At 71.0% G+C, this 17,341-nt stretch carries 18 protein-coding genes; 12 read left to right on the forward strand and 6 right to left on the reverse strand.

All coding sequences use genetic code 11. The annotated features are described in order from the left end of the window. Positions 1–38: 38 nt before the first annotated feature. Positions 39–1,634 carry a peptide ABC transporter substrate-binding protein gene (locus tag F0L46_RS01230; RefSeq protein ID WP_149815213.1) on the reverse strand — a complete coding sequence of 532 codons (1,596 nt, stop codon included), beginning with the start codon at positions 1,632–1,634 and terminating at the stop codon, positions 39–41. Between the two features lie 153 nt (positions 1,635–1,787). Here F0L46_RS01230 and F0L46_RS01235 point away from each other — a divergent pair, with 153 nt between their 5' ends. Further along, complete coding sequence (locus F0L46_RS01235; protein WP_149815214.1) at positions 1,788–2,312, forward strand: cupredoxin domain-containing protein; 525 nt, start codon at positions 1,788–1,790, stop codon at positions 2,310–2,312. Here the strand turns inward: F0L46_RS01235 and F0L46_RS01240 are convergent. Then, on the reverse strand, positions 2,290–2,724 hold the full coding sequence (locus F0L46_RS01240) for a GlcG/HbpS family heme-binding protein (RefSeq protein ID WP_149815215.1): 435 nt from the start codon (positions 2,722–2,724) through the stop codon (positions 2,290–2,292). The genes F0L46_RS01235 and F0L46_RS01240 overlap by 23 nt on opposite strands. 311 nt (positions 2,725–3,035) lie before the next feature. After that, positions 3,036–4,241, reverse strand: coding sequence for a urate hydroxylase PuuD (locus tag F0L46_RS01245; RefSeq protein ID WP_149815216.1), 1,206 nt, complete (start codon positions 4,239–4,241; stop codon positions 3,036–3,038). A gap of 168 nt (positions 4,242–4,409) precedes the next feature. Here F0L46_RS01245 and F0L46_RS01250 point away from each other — a divergent pair, with 168 nt between their 5' ends. From F0L46_RS01250 to F0L46_RS01260, 3 genes are read left to right on the forward strand one after another with little or no spacing between them, the layout of a single operon-like run. Continuing rightward, positions 4,410–4,934: a hypothetical protein gene (locus F0L46_RS01250; protein ID WP_149815217.1), complete on the forward strand. Its 525-nt coding sequence runs from the start codon at positions 4,410–4,412 to the stop codon at positions 4,932–4,934. Between the two features lie 55 nt (positions 4,935–4,989). Next, complete coding sequence (locus F0L46_RS01255) at positions 4,990–6,120, forward strand: S1C family serine protease (protein WP_149815218.1); 1,131 nt, start codon at positions 4,990–4,992, stop codon at positions 6,118–6,120. Positions 6,121–6,143: 23 nt separating this feature from the next. Continuing rightward, positions 6,144–6,449 (forward strand): hypothetical protein, encoded by a 306-nt coding sequence (locus F0L46_RS01260; protein WP_149815219.1) that lies wholly within the window; start codon positions 6,144–6,146, stop codon positions 6,447–6,449. A 384-nt stretch (positions 6,450–6,833) separates the two neighbouring features. Here F0L46_RS01260 and F0L46_RS01265 read toward each other — a convergent pair whose 3' ends face one another. Further along, positions 6,834–7,583: an arginyltransferase gene (locus tag F0L46_RS01265; RefSeq protein WP_149815220.1), complete on the reverse strand. Its 750-nt coding sequence runs from the start codon at positions 7,581–7,583 to the stop codon at positions 6,834–6,836. 141 nt (positions 7,584–7,724) lie between these two features. Next, complete coding sequence (locus F0L46_RS01270; protein WP_149815221.1) at positions 7,725–8,216, reverse strand: RDD family protein; 492 nt, start codon at positions 8,214–8,216, stop codon at positions 7,725–7,727. A 150-nt stretch (positions 8,217–8,366) separates the two neighbouring features. Here F0L46_RS01270 and F0L46_RS01275 point away from each other — a divergent pair, with 150 nt between their 5' ends. The 7 genes from F0L46_RS01275 (at position 8,367) to F0L46_RS01305 (ending at position 14,697) form a co-directional block, all read left to right on the forward strand. Then, positions 8,367–9,680 (forward strand): replication-associated recombination protein A, encoded by a 1,314-nt coding sequence (locus F0L46_RS01275; protein WP_149815222.1) that lies wholly within the window; start codon positions 8,367–8,369, stop codon positions 9,678–9,680. A 516-nt stretch (positions 9,681–10,196) separates the two neighbouring features. Then, positions 10,197–10,562 carry a fluoride efflux transporter CrcB gene (gene crcB / locus F0L46_RS01280; RefSeq protein WP_149815223.1) on the forward strand — a complete coding sequence of 122 codons (366 nt, stop codon included), beginning with the start codon at positions 10,197–10,199 and terminating at the stop codon, positions 10,560–10,562. A gap of 53 nt (positions 10,563–10,615) precedes the next feature. Further along, positions 10,616–11,965, forward strand: a complete 1,350-nt coding sequence (locus F0L46_RS01285; RefSeq protein ID WP_149815224.1) for an RluA family pseudouridine synthase — start codon at positions 10,616–10,618, stop codon at positions 11,963–11,965. Positions 11,966–12,070: 105 nt separating this feature from the next. Continuing rightward, positions 12,071–12,394 carry an XdhC family protein gene (locus tag F0L46_RS01290; RefSeq protein WP_149815225.1) on the forward strand — a complete coding sequence of 108 codons (324 nt, stop codon included), beginning with the start codon at positions 12,071–12,073 and terminating at the stop codon, positions 12,392–12,394. A gap of 16 nt (positions 12,395–12,410) precedes the next feature. Next, on the forward strand, positions 12,411–13,103 hold the full coding sequence (locus F0L46_RS01295; RefSeq protein ID WP_149815226.1) for an XdhC family protein: 693 nt from the start codon (positions 12,411–12,413) through the stop codon (positions 13,101–13,103). After that, positions 13,100–14,119: a molybdopterin-binding protein gene (locus F0L46_RS01300; RefSeq protein WP_149815227.1), complete on the forward strand. Its 1,020-nt coding sequence runs from the start codon at positions 13,100–13,102 to the stop codon at positions 14,117–14,119. The genes F0L46_RS01295 and F0L46_RS01300 overlap by 4 nt, the downstream gene beginning before the upstream one ends. Continuing rightward, complete coding sequence (locus F0L46_RS01305; RefSeq protein WP_149815228.1) at positions 14,116–14,697, forward strand: nucleotidyltransferase family protein; 582 nt, start codon at positions 14,116–14,118, stop codon at positions 14,695–14,697. Before F0L46_RS01300 ends, F0L46_RS01305 begins: the two co-directional genes overlap by 4 nt. A 5-nt stretch (positions 14,698–14,702) precedes the next feature. Here the strand turns inward: F0L46_RS01305 and F0L46_RS01310 are convergent, their stop codons facing one another. Then, entirely contained in the window at positions 14,703–16,559 is a 1,857-nt protein-coding gene (locus tag F0L46_RS01310; RefSeq protein ID WP_149815229.1) for an ABC transporter ATP-binding protein, read from the reverse strand. 248 nt (positions 16,560–16,807) lie between these two features. On the opposite strand from F0L46_RS01310, the gene F0L46_RS01315 reads away from it, so the two are divergent. Next, positions 16,808–17,287 (forward strand): tRNA (cytidine(34)-2'-O)-methyltransferase, encoded by a 480-nt coding sequence (locus tag F0L46_RS01315; RefSeq protein WP_149815230.1) that lies wholly within the window; start codon positions 16,808–16,810, stop codon positions 17,285–17,287. The last annotated feature ends 54 nt before the right edge of the window (positions 17,288–17,341 follow it).

The following is a 17,341-nucleotide window of genomic DNA, read 5'->3' on the forward strand; positions in this document are numbered from 1 at the left end:
AGCCCTCTCCCCGCCTGGCGGGGAGAGGTGTTTGCGCCTCACGGCTTGATCGACATGAAGCGGCTGGGATGCGTGCCGCGGACGTTCACCACCCAGCCCTCGAGCTTGTTCGAGACCAGGTTGTTGTTCGCGTAGTACAGGATCGGGATGTAGGGCTGGTCGCGGGTGATGAGCTTTTCGGCCTCCAGCATGATCCCCGCCCGCTTCATGAGGTCCGTCTCTGCGTCCGACTTCTTCATCAGCGCGTCGAATTCGGGGTTCTTGTAGCGGGCGTAGTTGAAGCCCGTGTTGTCGGACTGGAGCAGGAAAAGGAAGTTCTGCGGGTCCGAATAATCGGCGATCCAGCCGGCGCGCGCCACGTCGAAGTCCCCGCCGTCGCGCAGGAGGGCGAAGTGGGTCTTGGCGTCGGTGTTGATGAAGCTTGTCTCGACGCCGATCTGCTTCCACATGTCGCCAACCGCCACCATCGTGTTGCGGTTGTTGTCGGTGGTGTTGTAGCGGATCTCGACCTTCAGCGGCTTCAGGCCCGGGCCGTAGCCCGCCTCCTTGAGGAGCGCCTTGGCCTTCTCCTCGCGGTCGATGGGCGACTGGTCCTTGAAGCCGGCATAGGCCGGCTCGCCGTAATTGCCCACGCCCGGCGGCACGAACGAATAGGCCGGCAGGAAGGCGCCGTTCCAGATCGTGTCGGCGATGAACTCGCGGTCGATCGCCATGGAGAGCGCCTGGCGCACGCGGACGTCGTTGAAGGGCGCCTTGGCGGTGTTGACGGCGAGGTACCAGGTGCCGAGCCGCGGCGAGATCTTCACCTGGTCGCCCAGGCGCTCGCGCAGGAACTTCACCTGGTCGGCCGGCATGTCGGAGGTGGAGTGGAGCTCGCCCGCCATGAAGCGCCGGGCGGCCGCCCCGAGGTCCTTGTTCGGGTAGTAGTTCACGACGTCGATGCGCACGTTCGCGGCGTCGTGGAAGTTCTTGTTCTTCTCCATGCGCAGATGGGAATTGGGCACCCATTCCTTGAGCACGTAGGCGCCGTTCGACACCGCGTTCTCGGGCCGGGTGAAGTTCGTGCCGTGCTTCTCGACGGACGGCGGATGGACCGGGTAGCCCGTCTGGTGCGTGAGAAGCTCCAGGAAGTACGGGGTCGGACGCTCGAGGGTGATCTCGAGCGTCTTGTCGTCGATCGCCTTCGCCCCGAGGTCCTCGATCTTGGCGCCGGCCTGGCCCTTGTTGATCCGCTCGGCGTTGAGGATCGGATAGAGGATGTTGGCGTATTTGGCGCCCGTCGCCGGGTTCATGATCCGGCGCAGCGAGTAGACGAAGTCACCCGCCTTGACGGGGTCGCCGTTCGACCACTTGGCGCCCTCGCGCATGGTGAAGCGGTAGACCTTGCCGTCCTCGCTCACCTGGAAGGCGGAGGCCGCGCCCGGCACCACCTTGGCGCCCGCGTCGTAGATCATCAGGCCTTCGTACATGTCGCGGAGGATGTGGTCCTCGTAGGCCGTCGAGGTCTTCTGGGGATCGAGGGTCTCGGGATCGGCGTCGTTGCCGCGGTTGTAGGTCACCTGCGCGACGCTCGCCCCCATGAGGGCCAGCGAGGCGATCGCCGCCACCCCCGCGCGCTTGAACCAGGCGTTCATGGTCGTTCCTTCGAATTGCGATGCCCGGCGATGCTGCGATGGTGCGGGGGACTTGGCAACCCCATTTCGGCAGCCGCACCCGGGGTTTGCGCCCAGCCGCCGCAGGAACCCCGCCCCCCTCAGGACGTTCCCCAAAAGCCCTGGAGACCCGACATGATCCGATTGCCGATCCTCGCCCTTGCCGCAACCCTGCCGTTCGCCGCGCACGCACAGAGCGTCACCCTGCCGCCCGCCTCGGTCGGCGACCAGGTGGCCGCGCCCGTCGAGATCGTCGTCGAGAAGACCGGCAACAACGTGCGCTGCGAGCCTCAGCAGGCGCGATTCCCTGCCACCGACGAGGTCGACCTGCGGCTGATCAACCGGACGGACCGGCCCGTGACCGTCTCGGCGCCGGGGCTCCTCATCGAGCAGATGGTGCGCAGCCACGAGGGCGACGTCGCCCACGCGGCGAGCAACAACGGCTACGTGCTCAAGCCCCAGGGTGTCGCCCGCCTCATGCTGCGGACCCCGAAGCCGGGCGAGTACCCCTATCAGTGCATCTACGCCAACAACACGGCCGACCCCTTCAAGGGCACGCTCACCGTCGTCGAGAACGCCGACCAGCCGAACGCCACGGGCTCGAACACGCCCAAGCCCACGAACTCGGCGCCGCCGGCTACGCCCCCGTCTCCGCGCTGAGGCCCGCCGCCTCGATCCCTGCGACGGCCGCGATCTCGTCGTTGTCCGAGGTGTCGCCCGAGACGCCGACGGCGCCCACCAGAGCGCCCTTGGCGTCGCGGATCAGCACGCCGCCCGCGACCGGCACCAGCATGCCGCCGACCACGTGGCTCGCCGCCGCGACGAAGTGCGGCCGCTCCGCCGCCATCTTGCCGATCGCCCGCGACGGGACGCCGAGGGCGAGCGCGCCGAGCGCCTTGCCCATGGCGATCTCGCCCCGCTTGAGGCTCGTGCCCTCCTCGGCCCCGAACGCCTTGAGCGCCCCGCGGGCGTCGTAGACCGCCACTGCGAGCGGCTTGAACGTCCGGTCCCGCGCCTCCTTCAGCGCCGTGGCGACGATCTTCTGGGCGGCCTTGAGCTTCAGGTCGGGCATGGGGATCTCCGTAGGAACGGGAGGGGAAAAGCAGAGTTTTCGGCGCGAGTCGAGGGGGGAGCGAGCGCCTCCCCTCTCCCGGATGGGAGAGGGGCCGGGGGTGAGGGTGGCACCCCCGGGAGGTTCGAACGACGCCTCCGCTTCTCATGGCCGGGCTCGGCCCGGCCATCCAGTCGCCGCGTGAGCCTGGGTCCCCGGGTCGAGCCCGGGGATGACGGTGGAGCAGCGGAGACGTCGTGCGCCCCTCCCGGCGTGATCCCTCACCCCCTGGCACGTCGTGCACTCCTCTCCCATCCGGGAAAGGTGAGCGGTCACCCCCGCCGCTCCTTCAGCCAGTCCGCCACCGCGCGCCGCTCGTCGGCGGTCATCTCGGTGACATTGTTGGGGGGCATGGCGTGGGTCATCACGGCCTGGACGCGGATCGCGTCGGCGTGGCGGGCGATCTCGTCGGGGGTGTCGAGGCGCACGCCCTTGGGGGGCGCGGCGAGGCCGGCCCAGGAGGGCTCGTTCATGTGGCACATGGAGCAGCGCGACTGGATCGCGAGCACGGCCGTTTCGAATTTCGGCGTCGGCGCCATCGCGGCGGCGGCGGGCGTCGCGGTCTCGCCGGGCTTTCCGATCACCGAGAGATAGGCCGCGAGCGCCATGGAGGCCGCCGCCACGCCCCAGGTCCACCAGGGCGTGCTCCCGCTCGCGTGCTTCGAGTTGAAGAAGTGGCGGATCACCGCGCCCGCCACGAGCACCAGCCCCACGATGGCGACGGAATAGCGCGATTGCCAGGACAGGGGATAATGGTTCGCCAGCATCAGGAAGATCACCGGCAGGGTGAGATAATTGTTGTGGAGCGAGCGCTGCTTGGCCTGCTTGCCCAGCGCCGGGTCGGGCGCGCGGCCGGCCAGGAGCTCGTTCACGGTCTTGCGCTGGTTGGGGATGATCACCATCGCGACGCTCGCCGTCATCCAGGTCGCGATCATCGCCCCCGTGTGCAGGAAGGCGGCGCGGCCGGAGAACACCTTCGTGAAGACCCAGGCGGCCGCCAGGATGTAGACGAAGAGCACCGTGAAGAGGGCCACGTCGTTGCGCCCCAGCGGCGACTTGCACAGCCGGTCGTAGACCACCCACGAGAGGGCGAGCCCGCCGATGCCGATGAGCGCCGCCTGCCAGCTCGCGAGGCCGCGTACGGCGGGGTCGATCGTGTAGAGGTCGGCCTGGAGATAATAGATCCAGACGATGAGCGAGAACCCGGAGATCCAGGTCGCGTAGCTCTCCCACTTGAACCAGGTGAGCTCCTTGGGCAGCTCCGGCGGGGCCACCAGGTATTTCTGCATGCGGTAGAAGCCGCCGCCGTGCACCTGCCAGGCCTCGCCGCCGACGCCGGCCGCCAGCCCCTCGCGCTTGCGAAGGCTCAGGTCGAGGTGGATGAAGTAGAAGGACGAGCCGATCCAGGCGACGGCCGTGATCACGTGGATCCAGCGCAGGATCTGGCTCACCCATTCGGTGAGATGCGGGTCGAGCATGGGATTGCGGTGGGTGAGGGGATGGTTTGGCGGCACCCTAGGGCCGCGCCCGCCCGCCGACAAGGGCGCCGAGGTCGCGCACGATCTGGTGAACGCCCACGCTTGACCTTGCCGGGCGGGGCCCTCCCGCCCCATATGGCGGTGGGGCCCGAGCAGAAGGAGATGCGCATGGTTGTCCGTCCGGCGATCTTGACCGCGATGATCGCGCTCGCCCCGATCCTTGCGGCGCATCCGGCGGCCGCGCAGACGGCGCCGGCCGTCGCCGCGCCCGCCATGCCCCCGGCCGAGGCTCCTGCGGCGCCTCCCGCCACGGGAGCGACGCCGCGCGCCGCGCAGCCGCGGCTCACCCTCAACCCCGGCGACGTGACCGTCGTGGGCGGCGCGACGTTCCGGGTCGGCCGCGACCTCTACCGGGTGGCGGGCATCCGTGCGCCCCGCGTCACCGCCAGCGCCTGCTATTACGAGCGCCTGCGCGGCCGCGAGAGCCGCAAGGCCATGGTGCGGATCATGCGCAACGGCCCGATCGTGGTGACGCCCACGGGAGCCGTCACCCCGCGTGGCGTGCGCCTCGCCGAGGTGACGGTAAGGGGTCGCAGCATCGGGCAGACCCTCGTCGCCCGGGAGCTGGCGCTGCCGGCGAGCAATCTCCAGCGCAATCCCTGGTGCCTACGCGGCTCGCCCCCGCGCAGCTGAGCCGAACGCACGTGTCGCGCGTTGAGAGGGGCATCGTGTCCCCTGGAGGCCCCGTGTGTCCGACCGACTGACCCGCTTCGCCCTGCTGGCCGCGCTCCTCCTCCTCGCCGCCTTCGTGGCGGAGCCCTACATCGCCCGCTACCTTCTCACCGCCGACGCGCCGCGGGTCGTGGCGGCGAGGGGCGATCTCGCCCCGAGCGAGACGGCGGCGGTGGAGCTGTTCCAGCGGGTCTCGCCCTCCGTGGTCCACGTCTTCGCGCAGCCCGACCCGCGCGCGCTCGCCGCGCCCGATCCCAACGATCCGTTCGGCGCCGGCCCCGAGGGCGGCGGGGGCGGGCAGCAATCGGGCACCGGCTTCATCTGGGACCGCGCCGGCCACGTGGTGACGAACAACCACGTCGTGCAGGGGGCGAGCAGCGTCTCGATCCGCCTGTCGTCCGGAGACGTGGTGCCGGCCACCATCGTCGGGCTCGCGCCCAACTACGATCTTGCCGTGCTGCGGCTCGGGCGCGTGCGGGAACCGCCGCCGGCCATCGCCATCGGCAGCTCGGGCGACCTCAAGGTGGGGCAGTCGGTCTTCGCCATCGGCAATCCCTTCGGCCTCGACCAGACCCTCACGACGGGGATCGTCAGCGCCCTCCAGCGCCGCCTGCCCACCAGCGAAGGCCGGGAGATCGCCGACGTGATCCAGACCGACGCCGCCATCAACCCCGGCAACTCGGGCGGACCGCTCCTCGATTCGGCCGGGCGGGTCATCGGCGTCAACACGGCGATCTACTCGCCCTCGGGCGCCTCCGCCGGCATCGGATTCGCCATCCCGATCGACGTGGTGAACCGGGTGGTGCCCCAGCTCATCAACACCGGCCGGGTGCCGACGCCGGGGCTCGGCATCATCGCGGGCAACGAGGCGGCCGCAGCGCGTCTGGGGATCGAGGGCGTGGTGATCGTGCGAACCATGCCGGGCTCCCCCGCCGCCCGCGCGGGACTTCGCCCCGTCGACCCTCGCACCGGCGAGATCGGCGACGTGATCGTGGCCATGAACGACCGCCCCGTCCGCCGCCTCAGCGACCTCACGGCGGCGCTCCAGGGCATCGGCGTCGGCCAGACCGTGCAGATCACCGTCGATCGCGGCGGGCGCCAGGCGTGGGTGCCCGTGGAGGTGGGAGACATGGGTACGGCGCGGTGAGCCGCAACCCGGAGCGCTGATCCATGCACCTCGTCCAGATCCTCCTTCCCCTCGCCGACAACGGGGGCCGGCCCTTTCCCGCCTCGATGCTCGCCGCCGTGCGGCGTGAGCTCACCGAGCGCTTCGGCGGCCTCACCGCCTTCACACGCGCCCCGGCGGAGGGGTTCTGGGAAGGAGGGGAGGGGACCGCGCGGGACGACGTGGTGGTGCTGGAGGTGATGGCCGACGCCCTCGACACCGCCTGGTGGGCCGCCTACCGGCACGATCTCGAGACGCGCTTTTCCCAGGACGCGATCGTGGTGCGGGCGCAGGAGATCCGGCTCCTCTGACACGAGGAACCCCGCCGCCGGGCACCGGCGACGGGGTTCAGGGTCTTTGGAGGGGGGCCTGATACGCAACGCGGCCCGGAGACGAGATTGCCCCGGGAGGGCTTAAAGCCGTGTTTCCGTCGGGTCAGGCGGAGCGGTTCATTCTGGGGCGGCGGGCATCGGGGAGAGGAGCCGCTGCGCGGCAGCTTCTTGCGCTGGATCCCGGATCTGCGATCCGCTTCGCCTGCGGCTTCGCTCCTCTTGTCCGGGAAAGTGGGGTGAGGGCAGCAGGACGGTTTCCAGAACCTTCAACGCCACTTTCCCGGACAAGCCTCACGCAGTGAGGCGCCGATCCGGGATCCAGGATTCAGCTGCCGCGAAGCGGCTCCGTCTCCACCCCGAGCCCTATTCCTCGACCCTGGCCCAGCCCTGGCCCATCAGCCGCTCCTGGGGCAGGAAGCGGCTCTTGTAGGCCATCTTGCGCGAGCCATCGACCCAGTAGCCGAGATAGAGGTAGGGCAGGCGCATGGCGCGGGCCTTCTCGATGTGGTCGAGGATCATGAAGGTGCCGAGGCTGCGGTCGGCCATGGTCGGATCGTAGAACGAGTAGACCATGGACAGGCCGTCGGCGAGCACGTCGGAGAGGCAGACCGCGATGAGGTCGCCCCGCCCGCGCCCGTTGATCGCCGTGTCCGGCCCGCGACGGCGATATTCCACGATCCGGGTCTCGACGTGGCTGTCCTCCACCATCATGGCGTAGTCGAGCACGGTCATGTCGACCATGCCGCCGTCGCCGTGCCGCGCATCGAGGTAGCGGCGGAAGAGGCCGTACTGGTCCGAGCTCGGGCGGTTCGGGACCACGGTGCCCACGAGGTCCGCGTTCGCCTTCTGGACGCGGCGCATGTTGCGCGAGGGCTCGAACTCGCCCACGGGAATGCGCACCGAGACGCAGGCCCGGCAGGTCTCGCAGGCGGGCCGGTAGGCGATGGTCTGCGAGCGGCGGAAGCCGCCCTGCGTCAGGATCTCGTTGAGCTCGACGGCGCGCTTGCCCACGAGGTGGGTGAACACCTTGCGCTCCTCCTTGCCCGGCAGGTACGGGCACGGCGAGGGGGCCGTGAGGTAGAATTGCGGCGTGTCCCGCGGCTGGCTCGTCACGCGTGAGGCCTCGAATCCGGGGGAGCCCCGGTTGGGAAGGAAACGATAGCAGCGCCGGCGCCCCGCTCAAGGGGGCCTCGCGCCGCATCGGTCGGCATCAACGCCGAAACGTGAATTTTGGCTCAGGGCCGATCCGCCCTTTTAACGGCGGATCGCCACGATGCCGGCGAGCACGTCGTGCCCGAGGCGCGCGTCGCGCCGGGCGACGCCCATGAGGAGGTCGACGACGAGCAGGATGAAGGTGCCCGCCGCGACGTAGAAGAGCAGGGCATGGACGCCCGCGGTCAGCATGTCGACCTGCCCGCCCCGGGAGGCCTCCACCACGCGGATGCCGGCAAAGCGCATGCCGAGCGTGCCCTGGTTCGGGCCGCCCACGGTGAGGGCCGAGTAGAGGATCGCCGTGCCGGGCACGAGGATCGCGAACAGGACCCAGGCGAGGCCGAACGTGATCACGCCGAGCACGAGCACGAGCAGGCCGAGCAGCATCGTGAGCCCGAAGACGATCATGAGATCGAGGGCATAGGCCACGAACCGCCGGCCGAGCACGCCCTCCGTGAGGTCGGCGAGATCGGGCGGCGGGGCATAGGCCTGTTGGGGATAGGGCTGGCCCCGGTAGGCATGGGGGTCCTGCATGATCGGCTCCGCCGGTCCGGGCCGCTCCCGGACGCTTTCCACGTAAATAGGAACGAGGGGCCCGAACGGCAAAGGGCTCGTCACGCCGGCTTTTGGGGACGGCGCGCGCCGGCCCTTGCCATCGGGCCCGGACCGGGGCCCTATCGCCGGATGTCCGATCTCTTCGCCGCCGCCGGCCTCGACCAGGGCGCTCCCCGACCGCTCGCCGACCGGCTGCGGCCCGAGCGGCTCCCCGACGTCGTGGGCCAGGACCATCTCGTCGGCCCCGACGGCGCGCTCACCCGGCTCCTGCGCTCGGGCTCGCTCGGCTCCCTCATCTTCTGGGGCCCGCCGGGCACCGGCAAGACCACGGTGGCACGGCTGCTCGCGGGCGAGACGGACCTGCATTTCGAGCAGATCTCCGCCATCTTCTCCGGAGTGGGCGACCTCAAGAAGGTGTTCGAGGCCGCACGCAACCGGCGCCGGACGGGGCAGGGGACCTTGCTCTTCGTCGACGAGATCCACCGCTTCAACCGCGCCCAGCTCGACGCCTTCCTCCCCGTGATGGAGGACGGCACGATCACGCTCATCGGCGCCACGACGGAAAACCCCTCCTTCGAGCTCAACGCCGCGATGCTGTCGCGCGCCCGCGTCCTCGTCTTCCGGGCCCTCGACGAGGCGGCGATCGGGCGGCTTCTCGATCGGGCCGAGGCGGTGACGGGAAAGCCCCTGCCGCTCGACGAGGGGGCGCGGGCGAACCTCGTGCGCATGGCCGACGGCGACGGGCGTGCGGCCCTCACCCTTGCCGAGGAGGTGTGGCGGGCGGCCAGGCCCGGCGAGGTGTTCGACGCCGCCGCCCTGGGGGACATTGTCCAGCGCCGGGCGCCGATCTACGACAAGGCGCAGGAGGGGCACTACAACCTCATCAGCGCGCTGCATAAGACCATCCGCGGCTCGGACCCTGACGCCGCGCTCTACTATCTCTGCCGCATGCTCGACGCGGGTGAGGACCGCCTCTTCATCGCCCGCCGCCTGGTGCGCGCGGCGATCGAGGACATCGGGCTTGCCGACCCGCAGGCCCTCGTCGTCGCCAACGCGGCGAAGGACGCCTTCGATTTTCTGGGGAGCCCCGAGGGCGAGCTGGCGCTGGCGCAGGCCGCGGTCTACCTCGCCACCGCCCCGAAATCGAACGCGCTCTACACCGCCTACAAGGCTGCCACGAAGACCGCTCAGGAGAACGGCTCGCTCGCGCCCCCGAAGACCATCCTCAACGCGCCCACCAAGCTCATGAAGCGCCAGGGCTACGGCGACGGCTACCGCTACGACCACGACGAGCCCGACGCCTTCTCGGGCCAGGACTACTGGCCGGACAAGCTTGGACGCCAGAACTTCTACGAGCCCACCGAGCGGGGCTTCGAGCGCGACGTGGGCCGCCGGCTCGACTGGTGGGACAAGCTCCGCCGCGAGCGCCGCGGCGGGGAGTGACTCCCCTCTCCCATGGGGAGAGGGATGCACGAAGTGCCAGGGGGTAAGGGGTGACCACGGGGATTCAGTGATATGTGACAGCGCCGCTGCGCCCTCTCTCCCCTCAGGGGAGAGTGTCGGCGGAAAGCCGACGAGTGGGGTACCACGCGCCAGCGCGGGCGGCTTGACGCCGATCCCAATCGGAAGGTCGGGACCGCTGCCCAGCCCGGTTCTGGGGACGTGTCCATGGCTGGAGGCAGCCGCTGGCGCGGCTCACCCCACCCCTGCCCCTCCCCTGAGGGAGGGAGGGCGCCCTCCACAGCCCTCCGGAGATCCCTGGAACGCCCTTCGAGGCCCTGCTGCGCAGGGCACCTCAGGACGAGGCTGGAGTGTGGGAGAGGCATGTCCCAAGGCACGCGCAAGCAACCTCCCGCATCCGCTCCCATGACACCGGCGGCACCGTGTGAGACAACCTCCCCCTCTGGCCACCCTCACCCCCGGCCCCTCTCCCAATCGGGAGAGGGGGGACGCGTCGCGATGAACGTTCTGCTCGTCTTCCTCGGCGCCGGCCTCGGCGGCGTCATCCGCTACGGCGTCAACCTGGGGGCTCTGCGGCTCCTCGGCCCGGGCTTCCCCTGGGCGACGCTCGGCGTGAACGTCGTGGGATCGCTCGCCATGGGCCTCCTGGCGGCCATGCTCGCCGGGCGCTCCGGAGAGGCGCGCCTCCTCCTCATGACGGGGATGCTCGGCGGCTTCACCACCTTCTCGGCCTTCTCTCTCGATGCATGGGGCCTGTGGGAGCGGGGCGACGCGGCGCTTGCCCTGGCTTACGTGGCGGCTTCGGTGCTCCTGTCCGTCGCCGCGCTCGGCATAGGTCTCATGCTCGGCCGTGCCCTTGCGTGAACGGGACCGCCGCCCCCATTTGCCGGGTGCGGGGCCGGGTGGTACGAGCGGGCATGGCACAGAGATCGGGACGAGGCGGGCCGCGCGGCGGCGCGGGGCAGGGGACGGGCGGGCGAAAGCCTGCGCCCGGCCGCGAGCGGCAGGCTCAAGGGCGGAGCGACGCGCCCGCCGGACGGGACGGGCCTCCGCGCGGCCGGGCCAAGCCGCCGGGCGAGGCGCCGGGCCGGGCGCGGGCCGCGAGCGGCCCCAAGCCCCCGGGCGTCGGGCGTACCCGCCGGCCTTCGATCAAGGCGGGCAACTCCACGGCTCAGCTGACCCGGCATGCGGAGGCCGCGGGCGAGCGGCCGGCACCCCGTGCCCCAACCAAGGCCGCGGTGCGCGCCGCCGCGCAGGAAACCCTCGAGACCGGCGTCCAGACCCTGATCGTCGAGCCCGACGAGGCCGAGATGCGGGTCGACCGCTTCCTCAACGCCCGCTTCCCGCAGCTCGCCTTCACCCATATCCAGCGCATCGTCCGCAAGGGCGAGTTGCGCATCGACGGCAAGCGCGCCAAGCCCAACGAGCGGCTCCAGCCCGGCCAGAAGGTGCGCGTTCCGCCGCTCAAGCTCGACGCGCCGCGTCCCGTGAGCGCCCGGAGCATCAAGGAGGGCGAGGAGACCCTCGCCTTCCTGCAATCGATCACGCTCTACGAGGACAAGGATGTCCTCGTCATCAACAAGCCCGCCGGGCTCGCCGTGCAGGGTGGGTCAGGCACCACGCGGCACGTCGACGGGATGCTGGAGGCGCTCACCGACGAGAAGGGCGAGCGCGCCCGCCTCGTCCACCGCCTCGACAAGGACACGGCGGGCTGCCTCGTCATCGCCAAGACGCGCTTTGCCGCCACCACGCTCGCCAAGTCCTTCCGCTCCCGCACCACGCGCAAGGTGTATTGGGCCCTGTGCATGGGCATCCCGAAGGTGCGCCAGGGCCGGATCTCGACCTATCTCGCCCGCGAGGAGATCGGCGACGCGGATGCCCGCATGCGGGTGGCCAAGCACGGCGACGACGGGGCGAGCCACGCGCTGACCTATTACGCCCTGGTGGACCAGGTGGCGCAGAAGCTGTCCTGGCTGTCCCTGAAGCCCGTGACAGGCCGAACCCACCAACTGCGCGCGCACGCCGCCCATATCGGCCACCCGATCATCGGCGACCCGAAATATTTTAACGTCGAGAACTGGGAGTTCCCCGGCGGCCTGCAGAACAAGCTCCACCTGCTGGCCCGCCGCATCGTCATCCCCCATCCTCGCACTGGGCGCCCCATCGACGTGACGGCGCCCCTGCCGCCCCACATGCAGCAGAGCTTCAACCTGCTGGGCTTCGACACCGACCGCTATGACCCCATCGTGGACGCGCCGGAGGACTGATTTTCACCTCTCCCCGCGTGCGGGGAGAGGGGGCCACCTCGGCCCGGCATCAACCCTTGCCCGAGCGTCACCCTCCTGGGTACGCTCACGATCGGAGGATTGATCATGCTTTCGGGCGACGACGACATCCTGCGGGAGGCGGAGCGCTGGCGGCGCGAGGGGCGGGGCGTGGCCATCGCCACCGTGGTCGAGACCTGGGGCTCGGCGCCCCGGCCGACGGGCAGCCACCTCGTCATCGACGGGGAGGGCACGTTCCTCGGCTCCGTGTCCGGCGGCTGCGTGGAAGGCGCGGTGATCACCGAGGCCCTCGACGTGATCGAGGACGGTAAGCCGCGCATGCTCGAATTCGGCGTTGCCGACGAGACCGCTTGGCGCGTCGGCCTCTCCTGCGGCGGCCGCATCCGGGTCTATGTGGAGCGGGTCAGTTGAGCGTGGTGGGCTGGTCGTGAACCTCGACATCCTCGCACTCCTCAACGCCGAGCGCGCCGCGCGCCGCGCCGCGATCCTCGTCACCGACATGGCCGGCGGCGAGCAGCGCGTGGTGCGGGAGGCGGAGCTCGCGGGCGATCCGCTCGAGGAGGCGCTCGCCGAGCGCTTCCGGTCGGGCAAGAGCGGGCTCGTGGAGGCTGACGGCCGCGAGCTCTTCCTCACCGTCCAGGTGCCGCCCGTGCGGGTGGTCGCCGTGGGGGCAGTCCATATCAGCCAGGCCTTCGCGCCGCTGGCCCGGGTCGCGGGCCTCGACGTCACCATCGTCGATCCGCGCACGGCCTTCGCGACGCCGGAGCGCTTCCCCGACGTGCCGCTCCTCGCCGAGTGGCCCGACGAGGCCCTGCCGCGCCTCGGCCTCGACCGCTACACGGCGCTCCTCGCGCTGACCCACGACCCGAAGATCGACGATCCCGCGCTCCAGGCCGCGCTGCGCTCATCCGCCTTCTACATCGGCGCGCTCGGCTCGCGCAAAACCCATGCGCGCCGGGTGGAGCGCCTGACGCAGGCGGGGTTCGCCGAGGCCGACATGGCCCGCATCCACGCCCCCATCGGCCTCGACATCGGCGCCGTCAGCCCCGCCGAGATCGCCGTCTCGATCCTCGCCGAGCTCGTCGCGACGCTCAGGCGCGACCGGAGGCGGGCGCCGTGATCTTCGGCGAGGTGCCCGTCGAGGAGGCCGTCGGCGCCATCGCGGCCCATACGGTGCGGGCGGGCGGCATCATCGTGAAGAAGGGCAGCCCCATCACGCCCGAGGCTGCGGCGGGCCTGCGGGCTGCGGGCATCGAGCGCGTGGTGGCGGCGCGCCTGGAGAGCGGCGACGTGGCGGAGGACAAGGCGGCGCTCCGCCTGAGCCATGCCGTCGCGGGGACCGGCGTCACGGTGGAGCGCCCCTTCACCGGCCGCTCGAACCTGTTTGCGCTCACCCCCGGCGTGCTCGTGGTGGACCGCGCCGGGATCGACCGGGTGAACGCGCTCGACGAGGCCATCACGGTCGCGACGCTACCCGCCTTCAAGCCCGTGGTGACGGGCGAGATGGTGGGCACGGTGAAGATCATCCCCTACGCCGTGCCCGGCGCCGCCCTCGACCGGGCCGTGGAGGCCGCGGCGGGCGGCGCCGTTCGCGTGGCGCCCTATCGCCGGACCCGGGTCGGCGTGGTCTCGACGATGCTGCCGGGCCTCAAGGAGACCGTCGTCGCCAAGACCCTCGACGTGCTCGGCGAGCGGCTCGGGCCCACCGGCGCCGTGGTCGCCTCGGACGTGCGCGTCCCGCACATGGTCGAGCCGCTTGCCGCCGCGCTCTCCGCCCAGGCGCGCGAGGGCGCCGAGCTCGTGGTGGTGTTCGGCGCTTCCGCCGTCGCCGACCGGCGCGACGTGGTGCCGGCCGCGATCGCGCAGGCTGGCGGGCATGTCGATCACCTCGGGATGCCCGTCGATCCCGGCAACCTCCTCCTCGTCGGCCGCATCGGCGACGCGCCCATCATCGGCGCCCCGGGCTGCGCCCGCTCGCCGAAGGAGAACGGCTTCGACTGGATCCTCCACCGCCTCCTCGCCGATCTTCCCGTCACCCGGGCCGACATCATGAGGCTCGGCGTCGGCGGGCTGCTCATGGAGATCGTCTCCCGGGGCCAGCCCCGGGCCGGGGGCGAGAGCGGGGTGGAGGGTTGAGCGTCGCAGCCCTCGTGCTCGCGGCCGGGCGCGGCAGCCGCTTCGGCGAGGCGCCGAAGCTCCTCGCGGAGCTCGACGGCCGCCCGCTGGTGCGCCACGTGGCAGACGCCGCGCTCGCGAGCCGGGCCAGCCCGGTCCTCGCCGTGACGGGCCACCGGGCCGACGCCATCGGCGCGGCGCTCGACGACCTGCCCGTGCGGCTCCTCCACAACCCAGCCTACTCCGACGGCCTATCGACCTCGCTGCGGGCCGGGTTCGCGGCGCTCGCCGCCGAGGCCGAGGCGGTCGTCGTGCTCCTCGCCGACATGCCGCGCGTCACGCCCGCGCTCATCGACGGGCTGATCGAGGCTTGGGAGGGGGCAGGCCGTCCCGTTGCCGCGGTGCCCGTCGCCGACGGCCGCCGGGGCAACCCGGTCCTCCTCTCGGCCACCCTCGCACCCGCCATCGCGCGGCTCACGGGCGACCACGGTGCCGGCCCGCTCTTGCGGGGCCTGGAGGGCGTGCTGGAGGTGCCCGTCGCGGGGGAGGGGGTGCTCCTCGATATCGACACGCCCGACGCCCTGCGGGCGCTGGGCTGAGCGCTTCATTCCGCCGCCTGCGCCTGCTCCTCGCCGTCTCGCAGGAACCCGCCCGATTGACGGTGCCAGAGGCGGGCATAGACGCCGTTGCGGGTGATGAGCTCGTCGTGGGTGCCCTCCTCGACGATCTCGCCCTTGTCGAGGACGATGAGCCGGTCGAGGGCCGCGATGGTGGAGAGGCGGTGGGCGATGGCGAGCACCGTCTTGCCCTGCATCAGGCTGTCGAGCGAATCCTGGATCGCCGCCTCGACCTCCGAGTCCAGGGCTGAGGTCGCCTCGTCGAGGATGAGGATGGGCGCGTCCTTGAGGATCACGCGGGCGATGGCGATGCGCTGGCGCTGGCCCCCCGACAGCTTGACGCCGCGCTCGCCCACCCGGGCCGCATAGCCCTGCCGGTCGCGGTCGTCGGTGAGATCCTGGATGAAGTCGTGGGCATGGGCGAGCCGCGCCGCGCGCTCCACCGCCGCCTGCTCGGCGTCCATCCGGCCATAGGCGATATTGTCCCGAATCGAGCGGTGCAGGAGCGAGGTGTCCTGCGTCACCACCGCGATCTGGCTGCGCAGCGAATCCTGGGTCACGGCCGCGACGTCCTGCCCGTCGATGAGGATGCGCCCGCCGTCGAGCTCGTGCAGGCGTAGCAGCAGCGAGACGATGGTGGATTTGCCCGCGCCGCTCGCGCCCACCAGCCCCACCTTCTCGCCGGGCCGGATCGTGAAGGAGAGGCTCTCGATGATGCCCTCCTCGCGGCCGTAATGGAACGACACCGCGTCGAAGCGGATCTCGCCCTGCGGCACGAGCAGCGGCGTCGCGCCCGGCCGGTCCACGATGGCGTGAGGCCGCGCGATCGTCTCCATGCTCTCCTGCACGACGCCGACATTCTCGAACAGGCCGCGCACGGTCTGCATCACCCAGCCCGACATGGCGAGGATGCGCATGACGAGCGCGATGCCCGACGCCGCCTCGCCCGAGGTCATGGCGCCGCGGGACCACAGCCAGAGCGAGAGCGCGCCCGTGGAGAACAGGAGCGCGCTGTTCATGAGCGTTTGCAGGCCCATGACGCCGGAGATCAGCCGGTGCGAATCGAGGAAGGCCTTGGTGTGGGTCTCCAGCGCCTCGCGCACCGACGAGCGCTCCTCGGCGGCGCGGGCGAAGAGCTTCACGGTGAGGATGTTGGTGTAGCTGTCGACGATGCGCCCGACCAGGGTCGAGCGCGCCTCGGAGGCGGTCAGCGAGCGCTTCTGGGCGCGAGGCACGAAGTACCGCATCAGCGCGAGGTACAGCAGGATCCACGCCGCCATGGGCAGGGCGAGCCAAGGGCTGATCGTGGTGAAGAGGCCGAGCGCCGTGACGGCGAAGATCGCCACGTAGAGCAGCGTGTCGAGGATCGTCACCGCGATCTCGCGCACGGCCGGCCCGGCCTGGACGATGCGGTTGGCGAGCCGGCCCGCGAAGTCGCCCTGGAAGTAGGAGAGGGCGTGGCCGAGCGTGTAGGTGTGGGTGCGCCAGCGGATCAGGCCCGTGGTCTGGGGCACGATCACCTGGTTCGACACCACCTCGTTGGTGAAGTGCACGATGGGGCGCACGACGAGGATCAGCACCGCGACGCCCGCGAGCTGCCAGCCATGGTCGGCGAGCAGCCGGTCGGGGCTCGATCGGGTCAGGAGGTCCACGAACCAGCCGATGAGGAGATAGAGCGAGGACTCGACGAGGCCCACCGCCACCGAGCTCACGAACAGGACGCCGAGCCAGCCCCGCACCGGCGCGAGATAGGCCCACATGAAGCCGCGGAACGTCGAGGGCGGCGTGCGCGCCTCGTCGAACGGCGAAAACGGGTCGATGCGGCTCTCGAGCCAGCGGAACATGACGGGGCCTTCGGTTGGGACCGGTGGGGGACGATCGAACCCGCCGGACGGTTCCCTTGACGGGCAAGCGTGACGGGAGGATGACGGGGCAACCCGGGTGACGCATCGCACCCACCTGCGACCGAGCGCCGCCGCCTTCCCCTGGAGGGGGAGTGTGGGTGGTGCGCCCTATGCGCCACCTCCGCCTTCACCCCCAGCCTCCCCCCGCAAGGGGGAGGAGGGCAGGTCCAGCCACGGTCACACATCCCATGCCGCGCCTCTGCCTCTACCAACCCGACATCCCGCAGAACACGGGCACGATGCTGCGTTTCGCCGCATGCCTCGGGATCGCGGTCGACATCGTCGAGCCCGCGGGGTTCGACGTCTCCGACCGCAACTTCCGCCGGGCCGGGCTCGACTATCTCGACGCCGTGGAGATCGCACGCCACCGCTCGTTTGCCGCCTTCGAGGCATGGCGGGCGGGGGAGGGGCGTCGGCTCGTGCTCGCCACCACGAAGGGCGCCGTGCCCTATACCGATTTCGCCTACCGCCCCGGCGACGTCGTGATGGTGGGCCGCGAATCCGCCGGGGTGCCCGACGACGTGCACGCGGCCGCCGACGCGCGGGTGCTCATCCCCATGCGGCCGGCGATGCGCTCCCTCAACGTCGCGATGGCGGCGGCGATGATCGTGGGTGAAGGCCTGCGGCAGACGGGCGGGATCGGGGTGGAGGGCGGATTGTCCGTGTGACCTGCGCTGCCGATCCAGCGGTCTGCGCGCCCGATGCCGATGATCCCTCTCCCC

Source organism: Salinarimonas soli (assembly GCF_008386575.1).
In the GTDB taxonomy this organism is placed as follows: domain Bacteria; phylum Pseudomonadota; class Alphaproteobacteria; order Rhizobiales; family Beijerinckiaceae; genus Salinarimonas_A; species Salinarimonas_A soli.